Origin of the sequence: Oceanobacillus neutriphilus (assembly GCF_014645515.1) — a bacterium.
In the GTDB taxonomy this organism is placed as follows: Bacteria; Bacillota; Bacilli; order Bacillales; family Amphibacillaceae; genus Oceanobacillus; species Oceanobacillus neutriphilus.
Map to the genome: position 1 here is coordinate 1 of NZ_BMLW01000006.1, position 13,496 is coordinate 13,496.

Below are 13,496 nucleotides of genomic sequence, written 5' to 3' on the forward strand. Positions count from 1 at the left end.
CCTGACCAATTCATTATAAAGGATTTTTTTATGGCTTAAAACAGTAAAAACCGAAAATTAGGATTATTTTGTATTATTAGACATAATTAATGCAATGCTAGTGAGCTAAAGTAAACTTTGTAAAACTGCTTACTAAATAAAGCTAACACGAAAGTTTTAATACTTGGAGAACATCCGCTTCATTTAATTCTTTTAAATTACCCACCGGTCCAAATTCAACACATTTTCTTGCCATTTCGTTAAATCTATCATCAGGAATATCTAATTGTGGCAGTTTTGTCGGCATACCAATTTCACTTAAGAACTTCTCAAAACGTCTAATTCCTTCTAAAGCGATTGCTTCCTGATTATCAAAGGCAAGATCAACATCCCAAACTCTGACCGCAAATTGAACAAACCTATCTAAGTTTTCATCTTTTACATATTTCATCCAGGCTGGAAATAATGCTGCCAAACCAGCACCATGGGTTATATCATAAATTCCGCTCACCTCATGCTCAATCATATGTGTAGCCCAGTCTCCAATTCGTCCAGTATCTAATAAACCATTATGCGCCAGGGTTCCTGCCCACATAATTTCAGCTCTGGCAGCATAATTATCAGGATTTCTTAATAAGATTCGCCCGTTATTTATTACTGTTTTTAGAGTTGCTTCACATAATCTGTCGGTTAAATCTGTTTGGCTGACGTTTGTAAAATACCTTTCAATAATATGCGACATAATATCTGTCACACCGCACATAGTTTGATATTTGGGTAAAGAATACGTTAATTCTGGATTTAATATAGAAAATGCCGGCTTGATGACATCTGTATCCAACGGTCTCTTATACCATCCATCCTCATTAGTAATAACAGAGCTTCCGCTTCCTTCACTTCCAGCTGCAGCGATTGTTAAAACAACACCAACCGGTAATGTTTCTACAGGAGCTGTTTTGTTCGTGTAAAAATCCCATATATCTCCATCATATAAAACACCTGTTGCAATTGCTTTAGAAGATACATAAGATTGTGTTTCTAGTAACATTATGTAATACAAATACTTGTAAAAATACAATGCTTTTTCATTACTGTCGGTCCTTCTTTAAGCAACTCTCCTCTTTAGCTAAGCTAACGTTTAATACTTCTCTTATTTTTAGTATAGATAGACATCTCTAACGGAAATAATACATTCCAAATTCAAAAATATATTGATCTCCACTTCTATATAGCAAAAAAAGTGCTATTAAATACAATTTTTATTCGTTTTACATTATTAATTTTAATATTATGATTAATAGTATGAATAATCTTTCATTTGGTTATCAGCTGATCAGCTTAAAGAAAGCGTTGTCATTTAATTGGATATTTTTTACTATTTATTCCAGACAGAAGGAGATGATGAAATGACAGTGACTAAAAATACCCTGGAAAAGAAAAATATTTTTCATGAAGAAATCTACGGAATTAAATTTCCGTTATTCTTGATTATCTTATTACCAGTTTTTACAACTCTTTATATGGACCTTATGCCGATAAATATTGTTACTTCCTTAATGATTATGATGGGGTTAGGTGGATTATTGATTTGGATAGGTAACTCAATCCCTATTTTTTCTGACTTTGGCGGCGGTACTATTCTCTGTATCCTGCTTCCCGCCATCTTAGTATACGCAGGTGTTCTGCCAGAAAACACGTCGGAGCTGGCTGAAAGCTTTTACAGCCAGTTTGGTTTCTCTGATTTTATTGTAGCTGGCTTAATTGTAGGAAGTATATTAGGAATTAAGAAGGAAATTCTGATTACCGTAGCGGTAAAAATGCTCATTCCTTTATTAGCAACCATATTACTGGGAGCGTTAGTCGCAGGTATTCTAGGACAAATATTCGGTTTCGGGTTTAAATATACTATTTTAATGATGGTTGCACCGATTATGGCTAGTGGTATAACAACAGGTGCTATCCCTTTATCAGAGATATATGCCAGTAACTTAGGCGGAACTTCAGCAGACTATTTCGATATTCTCGCTCCTGCGGTGATGGTTTCAAATATTATTTGTATCCTTTTTGCTGCAATATTAAATTATTTAGGAAAAAGAAATAAAAACATGTTCGTAAAAGGTTTTTCTGGAGAGGGAAATCCACTAAGAAAAGGTGCAAATAATTTTCAACATAGCGAAGAAAAAAATCTGAAAGAATCTCTCCGTAATGTCGGAATAGGAATGATGATAGCAGGCGGATTATATGTATCCGGTTCTCTATTAAGTGAATTAATCCCTACATTCCATACTTTTGTTTGGATTATCATCATAGCTGCTATCTTAAAAGTAACGAATATTCTTCCAGATTATATTAATATCGGAGCAGAAGTCTGGTTTAACTTCATCACTAAATTATGGGTACCAGCTATACTTGTTGCAATAAGTGCAAGTTTAATAGATATTAATCGGGTTATTTCTTTAATACTAAACCCATCTCATATGTTCTTAGTTACTATCATTGTTATTGTTTTAGCTACTATTGCTGGATTTGCCGGCTGGCTAATCGGCTTTTACTTTATTGAATCCTCCATTATTTCTGGACTTGCTCTAGCAGATATGGGAGGAACCGGTGATATAGCTGTATTAAAAGCAAGTGATCGAATCCAGCTATATCCATTTTTACAAGTGACGACTCGAATCGGTGGTGTTCTCACGCTCATTGTGATGGGAATTGTAGCTTCTCTTTAGAAAAAAAGAGATACTGCAGTAACCAGCATCTCCTTTTATTTCACATTTTGAAAATAAGTATGAAAATGATTGATTGCAGAATGCTTGGATGAGCTTGGATTTTTATGAGTAAGCTCATAGCAAGTATACGGAGGAGGAGCTTCAGAAAAATGTTGAATAGATACATCATGATACCGGCTAGATGTTTCTGCAATCCATTCAGGCACAATGGCCCAATATACTGGATTCTTTAAAATATCTAACAGCAAATGAATATCGTCTATTCTAATTTTTTGAATGCTTAAAGGATCCCACCAATAATTATGCCATCTTTTAAATTCTTCTCCCCATGGCATAAATAATTCATATTGTGGATCTAACTCTAGAGGATGTACTGTTGCATTTTTAAGAGACCCAGAACGAATAAGCACCAAATCAGATTCAAAGCATTTCCTGACATGTACATTTTCAAAGTTTCTATGAATCAAAGCATACCCAATATCTAATGTTTTATTATCAACACCGGCATAAATTTCACTGGAATGAAGGGTATGGCAATTAAGATATATTGAAGGAGTATTATTGATCTCTTTATAGATATTATGCAAAAAGAATGTATTAAAACTATCTACAGATCCTATATTGAGATCTAGCTTGGGACCATCTTTTTTCAATATTTGCAAGTCATTATAAATGTTTTCCCATTGTTCAGCTAATCTTAAAAATTCTTCACCGGCAGGAGTCAAAACAACATTTTTCATTCCTTTGCCTCTTTCGATTAATTTAAAACCCAGCTCTTTTTCAGCAACATTTAGACGCTGGCTTACAGTTGTCTGAGCAACATACATATGCTCGGCAGCTGCACTGATAGACTTTTTACGAACAATGGTCAAAAATGTTGGAATAAAATTTAAATTCATTTTTAATACCTCCTTAATATGAAATAAAATGCTATTTAATACCCTATATATCTATTTTACATTATAAAATATAATATTTACACTAATCTTATAAATCAAATAATTAAATATAACAACTAAAATTATGGAAGGGAAGTGTGTCTATTGGCAAAATATAAAGTCTTTCTCAATGAATATATTGATGAAGAAGCTATAGAACTTCTAGAAAAACATGCTGATATTACAAATGATTTAAAGGAGATAAGTGGGGTTGATGCAATTATTTTGCGTACTTTCTCTGTCCCCCGTTCACTCATTGAAAGCGCTCCAAAATTAAAGGTAATCGGAAAACACGGTGTTGGCTACGACTCTATAGACATAAAAGCCGCTAAAGAACATGGGGTCAAAGTAGTCTATACCCCGGAAGCGAATATTCAATCCGTATCTGAATTAATTATTGCACTGATGACAAACGCAGCCCGCCGGATTAGCTTAAGTTTTGAAAAAGGAAAAAATAATCAATTAACATCTATTGGACCCAAAAATCTTATCGGCTATCAATTGAACAAAAAAATATTAGGATTAGTTGGTGCTGGCAAAATTGGATTAAATACAGCGAAAATAGCTAGAGATGGTTTTAACATGAGAGTTATTGCATTCGATCCAATTATCAGTAAAGAACAATGCGAAGGGCTGGGAATTGAGAAAATAGAAAATCTGGATGATCTCTTGAAATTATCAGATTTTGTATCTATCAGTGTCCCATTAAACAATGGTACTAAGCATTTAATAAACAAAGATAATCTGTGTCATATGAAATCAAATGCCATTTTAATTAACACTTCCAGAGGAGGAGTCGTTGACGAGACAGCTCTATACAATGCGCTGAAAGAGAAAAAAATCTTTGCTGCTGCCAGTGATGTTTTTTTAAATGAACCACCAACGGGCGCCAATCCTCTACTCCATTTAGAAAATTTTATTGGTACACCCCATATTGGTGCAAACACGAAAGAAGCTACAAAATTAGTTGGTTTGACTATTGTTCAAGAAGTACTATTAGTTTTAGAAAATAAAGAACCGAAATATAGAGTAGTTTAAATCAAAGAAAGGAAGTATATTATGACAATTGGAAAACGAATTATAAATAATAAACAAAGAACGGAAGATACTTTAATAGAAGCATTCCGAGATTGTAATAGTGCAAATGTATCTGATTGCATGGAGCGTCTGTATAGTATGAATGCCTATATTAGACCAATGGGTGCAGAGAGAAAGATAGTCGGACAGGCTGTAACTATTAAAGCTGCCCTTGCGGATAATTTATTATTTCACCAAGCCCTGTTAATGGCTGAGCCAGGCGATGTCATTGTGGCAGATTCCGGCAGGGACATGAACTATAGCGTCTGTGGAGAAATTATGTATTCCTATGCTAAAAGTAAAAAGATAGCTGGATTTATTGTAGATGGCTGTGTACGTGACGTAGATTACCTGCTAGCAGAGGATTTCCCTGTATTTGCAGCTGGAATTACAGGAAGAGGCCCCTACAAAAAAGGACCGGGTGAAATAAATGTTGATATTTCATGCGGAGGCCAGGTCGTGCATCCAGGCGATATTATATTAGGCGATGAAGATGGGATAGTTGTCATTCCTCCAAGTGAAGCTGAACAAATTCTTGAAAAAGTAGCTACATTAAGAGCAAATGAAGAAAGTTCTTTAACCCAAATTAAAAACGGGCAGTGGGAGAGCAGTAAATTGGCCACTCAAGTTGTTAAACAATTAAAAGCGGATGGTTATTGGTTTTTATAGGTTTGTAAAGGATACTTTTTCAAATAAGTAAAGAGGATGGAACACAACTAGTCAATAATATTAAAAAAGTGATTTCCTACTTAATCTTAGTAGAAAATCACTTTTTCAGTTTTCACTGGATTTCGCCCCAGACTCCTATAATTTTCCAACTACCAATCTACTACTCCCCATCCAACACTGCCAAGGCTCCCACCAACAAATCTACAAACTTATCTCTATCTACTTCGTCCAACACCAGCGTGTTTTTTGTTTTATCGGAAACGAATCTTTTATCAGCAAAGGTTAAACCTCTTGCGGTTCCATCCGTCACAACGTCAACTGAATAGAAGCTTCCAGAAAATATGTCCGGATTTAATATATATGCGATAGCACATAGATCATGTATGGGACTGTTAGTAAAGCCAAATTGTCTCCCTGATTGATTATAGAAATGGAGCAATTCATAGGCCAGATGACTCACTCTGCCTTTATGCTGCAATGATTTAATTTCCTCTACCGTTATTTCTGCTTTTTCGGTAACATCCAATCCAGACATGACAATCGGGAGATCCGAGCGGAATATAATCTTCGCTGCTTCTGGATCTACATAGATATTGAATTCAGCAAGGGGGGTTATATTACCATGATCCAGCCCTCCCCCCATGATGCTGATATATTCTATTTTATTTTTCACCTGAGGGAACACTTTTAGCAGCAATGCTATATTTGTCAAAGGACCTAGCCCGACTAAAATCACCTTGTGATCACACTCCATAATTTTATTGTACATAAATAGAACAGCATTATCGGAAGCAATCGGGTATTTTTCACCATGAAAGTATGGGCCGTCCATCCCGCTGTCTCCATGTGCTTCCGGGGCAATACGTAAACTTTTCGTTAACGGTTCTGCTTGTCCGGTCGCTAAAGGGATACTAGAATCAACATACTCCAATATATTTTTTGCATTAGCAGTGACTTTTTCTAAAGTCTGATTTCCACCAATAGTTGTCACACCTAAAATATTTATTTTCTTTCTATTAGCAATCGCAGTTAAGATGGCTAATGCGTCATCGTGTCCCGGGTCGCAATCAATTATAATATGTTTCATTTTTATCCCTTTCCAGAAGTTCTTCTATCGTGAGAATTCCTTTATATCCCAAGGTATCTGCTAATTGACAGATAAACGGTTGTTTTAAATCACTTAATCTCAGAAGTTCTTCATCCCAGAAAATTTCTCTTGGCGAAGCATCTCTTCTTTTTTGTTTATCTGCCAAAACGATAACTCGCTTAAATTCGCGCACAACAAATTCCATATCATGTGTAATTGTAATAACAGTCTTGTTTTGATTTGCTAAATGACTAATCAGCTTGCCCAAGCGTTCTGTTGATTCTCTATCTTGTCCTGCCGTGGGTTCATCTAAAATAATTACATTTGGATCAGTAGCCAACACTGCGGCAATGGTGATGAATTTCCTTTTAGAATATGGCAGGTTATACGGATGTTCATTTAAGGATTCTTTCAATCCGCAAATTTCGGCTGCAGCTTCCACTTTGTTCTTCATCACATCTGATCCCAACTTTTGATTTTTCAGGCCATAGGCAATTTCTTTATAAATAGTATCTTGAAAAATTTGATCATCCGGGTTTTGGAATACATAGCCGATCATTTTAGAAATTTCTGCTGTTGTCGCTTCTTTTGTAGAAAGGTTATTGACTAACACCTCTCCTTTTGTTGGTATCAGAAGCCTGTTCATTAATTTAACTGCTGTTGTTTTACCAGCACCATTTTGTCCAATAATTGCAGCTGATTCACCTAAATCGAAATCTAAATTCATATTTTGGACAGCCTCATACCCATTCGCATAAGAATACGATACATTTTTCAGAGAAAGGTAAGACATTTATACTTCACCATCCTTATTTAGGTGATCATAAACTTCTTGAACCGTTAATGGAACTTGACTTACTGATGAACCATTCGCCTTTGCTTTTTTGATGAAATATAAAGCAACTTGAGGCAGCTGTCCCCCATACTCTACTACTTTAGGATTCGACAGGATCTCTTTCACCGGCCCCTGCATAACAAGTTCTCCACGACTGATTAATAAAATTTCATCACAATATGCTGCCAGTAAATCTACCTTATGTTCTACCAGCAAGATTGTTTTACCTTGTTTTTTTAATAACTGAATGATTTCAAAAATATCTTCGGTACTTTTAGGATCCAATTGTGAAGTCGGTTCATCTAAAATAATTATTTCTGGATCAAGTGCAACAACTGATGCAATAGCCACCCTTTGTTTCTGTCCTCCGGATAATTCAAAAGGATTTTTATCTATTAAGTCTTCTAACTGGAACATTTTAACGATCTCATCAACTTTCTGGATCATCTTGCTACGCGGGACACCAATATTCTCCATACCATAGGCGATTTCTTCATAGACAGTATCCTTTACTCCAGATAGTTGTGTAAAAGGATTTTGGAAAGAATAGCCAATAATCGTTGCCAGATCACCAATGTTATAATCATTGATATTCTTTCCCTTTATCATAACCTCTCCAGTCAATTCCCCTTTATACAACTCAGGTATAAAACCTCTGATGATATTGCATATTGTTGTTTTTCCGGATTCATTTGCCCCTGTTAAGCCATAAACACATCCTTTTTCCAAATCCAGGGAAAGAGAATGGATGGTCTGTTTTTCTTCTAAAGGATAGGTGTAGTTAATATTTATTAATGATATAATACTCATAATTTTATCCTCCAAACAATATAAACAATAAGAACAAGTATACAAAATATCACTATAATATAATCGATTTTTTGTTTTCTCAACTCATAGATTGATGTCTTTTTAGCTTTTGAAGAAAAAGCTCGTGACTCTAAAGCAAGTACCCTTTCTTCGATCTGCTGAATAGAAGACAGAACCAGAGGGCCAATCATGGGAATAAAAGCCTTCATTCTGACGAACAGGGTTCCTTCCGTTTCGATTCCCCGTGATTTCTGAGCATCTGCAATTGTCCTGGATAAGTTCAGCATCTGAGGAATAAGTTGAATCGTAGAAGCAATCACAAAGGTTACCTTTTGCGAAACACCTGATTGCTCTAAAGCATAAATGATATCTTTAACTCGGGTGACCTGAAAAAACCAAATAATGCTTGAACTGATGGCAACAATTTTGGATGTCATCGTTAAACTTGTCATTAAACCTATTTGAGAGAAATGGATAAATGCCCATATTTGCTGAGAATCCTCATTCACAATAAGAAAAACCTGAAAGATAAAAATAAATAGTATAAGGATTGGAATAGATTTCATAAATGTTGATAAAAATTTTATCGCTGTCCCTGAAAAGAGACTTATCAGGAAGATGAACAGAAAAATCATATACTGGAATATAAATCCGGGTACAAGCATACTCAACAGAATAATCAGTATTATAAAAGTAAATTTGGAAGAAGGATACAAATTCCCTATACGGCTATCCATTTACGTTCACCTCTTTCTTAATATAAGGTGCTCCGTAATTTAATTTAATTAAAAATCTGTCTGGTACTTTTCTAATAATCAGCCAGCTGATTCCGAAATTAATAATGGTGTTGACTGCTCCCGAAATGAGATTTGTAGACACAACAGAATTCCATAATTCCCTGCCTGTCGCAAGAAATGTTGCTGTAATTAAATCTGTTCCTGCACCGGTCACACCACCAAAAAGAAAAACAGTTACAATCGCTGCAGAAAAAGCCTGCACAATGGTCAAAAGAACACAAGCTATAATGATTCCGAAAATATTGGTATAGAATCTCCATTTCGAAAAGTATCCTGATACAAGGCCAACACTTACTGATACAATGCTGAAGCCTATTGCAATTGGATTCAGCATTCCATTAACAACATTCCCTAAAAGTCCCGCCAAAAGCCCAATCCATGGACCTGCAATCATCGATACCATGATAGTTCCGATTTGATCAATAAACACAGGCAGCTTTAGAATCGTTGATAATTGATATCCTACCACATTCAATGAAACACCTACTGGAATTAGTAATAGTGCCAGCAACGAGAAATCATGCTTTATCCCTCTTTTCATCATCCTGCTCCTTTTTTAATTAGATTTTATAATGTATATCCATCAATGGCATCCAGGATGATCCCTTGCCAAAGATTTGTAATTGAATATACTTAAAGCGTTCTCATTTCCTGGAAGGTTCTCTTTGTTTAACCCCAGTATATCCTCCTATAGAAAAAAACTGAAAGGTCAGATGTCCTTTCAGCTGTAACTTTTATATTCACAATTCAAGTAAAATGGCAGTGGGATGAGTGGAAACCGTTCTAATTTGTGAATCGGCTGTATTTAATCCTGGTATAGGCTATTTGATAATATTATCACTTATCTTCACTAACCCAAATATGCTTTTTCATCTTAATATACTGCTGTTTTGTCATCATTAATTTTCTGTTCAAACCGGTTATCTCATCAAGTGCTTTTAATTTTTGTATACTTCTCCCTACAGTGCGGAGACTTATCCCTGTTTGACTGGCAATATCTTTATAATAATCACTGATATAAATGCTATCCGTTGCTTGTTTCATCGCTTTATTTTCATAATATCGAGTTAAATAATACCGGACTCTATCAATCCCCTGATAATGATAAAACAGACCGTCATTCCCGGATCTGCTATATAAATCTTCCGCCAGCAGGACAGAACACCTCCGCAAAAGTGAAATATCGGACATGATTAATTGATATACCATTGCAGAATCAACCTTGATTAATGTTACTTCAGTTAAACATGTAATGGTAGCAATATACTGCTCCCTCCTGGAAATGACTTCAAGCAGTCCTATATTCCCGTTCGTCTGGTCCACCTGAAAATAATTATAGTCCTTTCCATCCTCGTAATCTCTTAAACCAGTAGCTACTCCCTCTTTAATAAAGTAAACATGTGTCGGGAAATCACCCCTGGAGACAATAACAGTATCTGGTTTCAAAACCATCTCCTTACCATAATCATCAAGGAATTCGGAAATAATTGAAAAATTAAACTTGGTTTCGTCTGCGTACCTATCCCATACTCTCTTTAATTTCATCCGATATCTCTCCTGTACTCTATACTAAATGGGTATATATTTATGCCAGTGAATTGACGCTAATAAATGAATAATTATATTACAAGAGTTTACGCTTAATAGAGCATTGATTTCGATCGAGAAACAATACACTGAGATACGTATATCTATGAATATAAATGACGTTTTAATTTTGGTTTTTATTTTATCATACTCTTTTTTGATTGAACTGCAATTTTTCTGGTAAAGTGAGACTTCATTCAATGAGTTTTTTCTTTTCATCCTCCAGTGAATACAACTAAGACTACGGGCACCCGTCCATCAAAATGCAATTTTCACTTTTATTTTTTAATAGGATAAATCCTACACCTGTATGCTTATTTGCTCTAAAAATGGTGCTGATATCAACATTTTGCTCTTTTAACATGTTAATACCGTCATCACCAAACTTATCATTGCCTAAACATCCTATAAAAGATACATCACCTCCCAGTTTTGAAACTGCTACCGCTTGGTTAGTACCCTGGCCTCCATTACTCTCCGAAAAAATTCTACGCTAATAATGCTTCTCCCCGTATGGGGGTTCGCTCCGTTCTGCATGCAAGCCTACATTATAACTTCCTATAATCAGAATTCTTTTATTGTTTCTCAACATATTCACCTCTGTATTCAATTACAATATAGGTAAGAGGAAAATTGGATATTGATCTGATTTTAAATAGATATCCGAAGACTCTACAGGCTCCAATGAGGTATTGCTTTTCAGAAGGAGTATAATTACAAATGGATAAGTAGAAGAAAAGAGGCCGGAAACAAAACCAGCCTCTTTAGCAGTAACAACCTTTTCGAAGTTCTTCAGATACTATGATTACTTTTAAAAAGCTATTTACGCTTTTGAATACACTCTGAAATAACTGAAAACAAGGCTTCATAATCAATATCCGCAAAATCACTGACATTCATCTCATATAGATACCCAAGAGAGAAACGGTCATATCCCCTCGTTTTACATCTTTCTATAAATTCATTGTACTCCAGCACGTTATTTTTTCTTAAATCCTCTGAAAGTACTTCTCCTCTATGGTAAGCCGTCAACAAATGCCCCGGATGCCTGCTGTCTTCCAAATCTCTTTTTTTCTGTCTGGCATATAAAACATCTAAATCTGCTACCAGACGAATCGTCATTACTTGATAATTATAATGTTGAACCAGATATTCCAAACGGTCCTTTTGCTTTGCACTGAAGGGATAATCTGATATTACATAATCTTTTTGTTGAAAATGCTTCTCCATTTTTTCATAGTAATCATCGATACTTTTTTTATTGAGTATTTCTTTTTCCTTCAGGTTATTAAAACCAAACGAATCCCAATTCTCTTCTTTTATGTCATCCACTGATAACATCTGAAAAACAGGAAATCTCTGCTGTATTTTTTTTGATAAATAGGTTTTCCCGGTTCCAGGATAACCGCCTATTAGAATAAGTTGACTCATTTTATCTATCCTTTACTTATATAGATAGTTCGATTTCTAAGTGATGTCTGTCTGCCCTGTAAAATGTAGAAACAAATTCTCTTGGTATATTATTAATATCATAGGAGACCCGCTTTATTTGAATGATAGGACTCCCTATACTTACTTGAAGGAGTTCAGCAAGCTTCTCTTCAGCAAGAATAGAATAGATTTCCTGATTGGCATAGGACCATTGTATATTATAATAATTTTTCAGGAATGCTCTCAATGACTCTTTTGAGAAGTCTCTATTATATACTTCTGGGACAAAATCCTGCTCATAATAATTAAATTCCAGATAAGAAGGTTCTTGATCCGCACACCGTAATCTCTTCAAGCAAATTATAGGAGTCTTTATCTCAACCTTCAGTCTTGATGCAAGCTCATCATCTGCCGGCTGAATATTCACGTCAAGCGTATGCTTACTTACTATTGCTGAATCCGCCTGATTCTTCTTACTATAACTAATTACCCTGTTCAAATCATTTTTAGGCTTTGAGGCAGTAACAAATGTTCCAATACCTCTCCTTTTTTTGACCAATCCATCGTTCGCCAACAGCTCCACTGCTTTTCTGGCAGTTGCTCTGCTCACCTGGTAGCATTCCATCAGTTCACTTTCAGCAGGAATCATATCTCCAACACGGTACTTACCATTCATAATATCCTGGAATAGTAAGCTATATATTTGATGATACAGCTGTTCTCTTCCACTAAAGTCTAATTTATTCATATGATAACCTCCCTGGAAACCTACTAATCCATCCATTCACCACCTGCCAGATTAATAGATTGACCAGTTAAATAGCTAGAATTATCTGTCAAGAGAAAGATAGCAGCGTTGATAACGTCTTTTATTTCCACTAAACGATGCATCGGAATATTTTGCTTAAAATAATCCATCACTTCATCTGGATCGATGTCCCTTTTTTTTGCATAATCATATTTTAATTTTTCCCACATTTCTGTATGGACAATCCCCGGGCAGAGGGAATTGATACGAATGCCTTTGTCTGCAAACTCTTTCGCAATCGATTGTGTTAATCCCATTACTCCAAATTTACTTGCGCAATATACTGTCTGCCAGGAGCTGGCTTTTTTTCCAGACAGGGAGGCCATGTTCAAGATTTCCCCGCCTCCGTTTTTCAACATTTTTTCTACTGCGATCTGACAGCATAAGAATGTCGCTTTCAAATTTACATTTAATGTTAAATTCCAAAATTCCTCTTCACTTTCAAGAAATGGCTTCATTTTAGAAACTCCTGCAGAATTAATCCAGGAAGTAATCAACCCAAGCTTCTCTTCCACTTCATCCGCCCGCTCATGAATCTGCTTTTTACTTGTCACATCACATGGAAAAAATGCAGCATTTCCTCCTGAGGCTCTTATCTCTTCAGCGACTTTTATTCCTTTTACTTCATCAAGATCAAAAATAGCTGCCTTTGCACCTCTGCTACAAAAATCTTTAGCTAATGCAGCTCCCATTCCACTGCTTCCACCCGTGATCACAAATACTTTTCCATCTAATCTCTCCGTATTCATATT

At 35.5% G+C, this 13,496-nt stretch carries 15 protein-coding genes; 3 read left to right on the plus strand and 12 right to left on the minus strand.

Going from position 1 to position 13,496, the window contains the following annotated elements:
- Window positions 1-142: 142 nt before the first annotated feature.
- On the minus strand, window positions 143-1,027 hold the full coding sequence (locus IEX29_RS10645; protein WP_188734451.1) for an iron-containing alcohol dehydrogenase: 885 nt from the start codon (window positions 1,025-1,027) through the stop codon (window positions 143-145).
- Window positions 1,028-1,385: 358 nt separating this feature from the next.
- Between IEX29_RS10645 and IEX29_RS10650 the strand changes: the two genes are divergently transcribed.
- Window positions 1,386-2,705 (plus strand): 2-hydroxycarboxylate transporter family protein, encoded by a 1,320-nt coding sequence (locus tag IEX29_RS10650; RefSeq protein ID WP_188734452.1) that lies wholly within the window; start codon window positions 1,386-1,388, stop codon window positions 2,703-2,705.
- Window positions 2,706-2,740: 35 nt separating this feature from the next.
- On the opposite strand, the gene IEX29_RS10655 is transcribed toward IEX29_RS10650, so the two are convergent.
- Window positions 2,741-3,604: a LysR family transcriptional regulator gene (locus tag IEX29_RS10655; RefSeq protein WP_188734453.1), complete on the minus strand. Its 864-nt coding sequence runs from the start codon at window positions 3,602-3,604 to the stop codon at window positions 2,741-2,743.
- 144 nt (window positions 3,605-3,748) lie between these two features.
- Here IEX29_RS10655 and IEX29_RS10660 point away from each other — a divergent pair, with 144 nt between their 5' ends.
- Window positions 3,749-4,681 (plus strand): hydroxyacid dehydrogenase, encoded by a 933-nt coding sequence (locus IEX29_RS10660; protein ID WP_188734454.1) that lies wholly within the window; start codon window positions 3,749-3,751, stop codon window positions 4,679-4,681.
- A 21-nt stretch (window positions 4,682-4,702) separates the two neighbouring features.
- Window positions 4,703-5,389 carry an RraA family protein gene (locus IEX29_RS10665; RefSeq protein WP_188734455.1) on the plus strand — a complete coding sequence of 229 codons (687 nt, stop codon included), beginning with the start codon at window positions 4,703-4,705 and terminating at the stop codon, window positions 5,387-5,389.
- A 160-nt stretch (window positions 5,390-5,549) separates the two neighbouring features.
- Here IEX29_RS10665 and IEX29_RS10670 read toward each other — a convergent pair whose 3' ends face one another.
- The 10 genes from IEX29_RS10670 to IEX29_RS10715 form a co-directional block, all read right to left on the minus strand.
- Window positions 5,550-6,476 (minus strand): nucleoside hydrolase, encoded by a 927-nt coding sequence (locus IEX29_RS10670; protein ID WP_188734456.1) that lies wholly within the window; start codon window positions 6,474-6,476, stop codon window positions 5,550-5,552.
- Window positions 6,457-7,269, minus strand: coding sequence for an energy-coupling factor ABC transporter ATP-binding protein (locus IEX29_RS10675; RefSeq protein ID WP_188734457.1), 813 nt, complete (start codon window positions 7,267-7,269; stop codon window positions 6,457-6,459). Before IEX29_RS10675 ends, IEX29_RS10670 begins: the two co-directional genes overlap by 20 nt.
- Window positions 7,270-8,121, minus strand: a complete 852-nt coding sequence (locus tag IEX29_RS10680) for an energy-coupling factor ABC transporter ATP-binding protein (protein WP_188734458.1) — start codon at window positions 8,119-8,121, stop codon at window positions 7,270-7,272.
- Window positions 8,118-8,858, minus strand: coding sequence for an energy-coupling factor transporter transmembrane component T (locus IEX29_RS10685; RefSeq protein WP_188734459.1), 741 nt, complete (start codon window positions 8,856-8,858; stop codon window positions 8,118-8,120). The genes IEX29_RS10680 and IEX29_RS10685 overlap by 4 nt, the downstream gene beginning before the upstream one ends.
- Complete coding sequence (locus tag IEX29_RS10690) at window positions 8,851-9,462, minus strand: ECF transporter S component (protein ID WP_229720176.1); 612 nt, start codon at window positions 9,460-9,462, stop codon at window positions 8,851-8,853. Before IEX29_RS10690 ends, IEX29_RS10685 begins: the two co-directional genes overlap by 8 nt.
- Before the next feature lie 293 nt (window positions 9,463-9,755).
- Window positions 9,756-10,463, minus strand: a complete 708-nt coding sequence (locus IEX29_RS10695; RefSeq protein WP_188734460.1) for a Crp/Fnr family transcriptional regulator — start codon at window positions 10,461-10,463, stop codon at window positions 9,756-9,758.
- Window positions 10,464-10,746: 283 nt separating this feature from the next.
- Window positions 10,747-10,992 (minus strand): PfkB family carbohydrate kinase, encoded by a 246-nt coding sequence (locus tag IEX29_RS27230; protein ID WP_188734697.1) that lies wholly within the window; start codon window positions 10,990-10,992, stop codon window positions 10,747-10,749.
- Between the two features lie 332 nt (window positions 10,993-11,324).
- Complete coding sequence (locus tag IEX29_RS10705) at window positions 11,325-11,936, minus strand: P-loop nucleotide/nucleoside kinase family protein (protein WP_188734461.1); 612 nt, start codon at window positions 11,934-11,936, stop codon at window positions 11,325-11,327.
- A gap of 16 nt (window positions 11,937-11,952) precedes the next feature.
- Complete coding sequence (locus IEX29_RS10710) at window positions 11,953-12,684, minus strand: GntR family transcriptional regulator (RefSeq protein WP_188734462.1); 732 nt, start codon at window positions 12,682-12,684, stop codon at window positions 11,953-11,955.
- A 23-nt stretch (window positions 12,685-12,707) separates the two neighbouring features.
- Entirely contained in the window at window positions 12,708-13,493 is a 786-nt protein-coding gene (locus IEX29_RS10715) for an SDR family NAD(P)-dependent oxidoreductase (RefSeq protein WP_188734463.1), read from the minus strand.
- Between the last annotated feature and the right edge of the window lie 3 nt (window positions 13,494-13,496).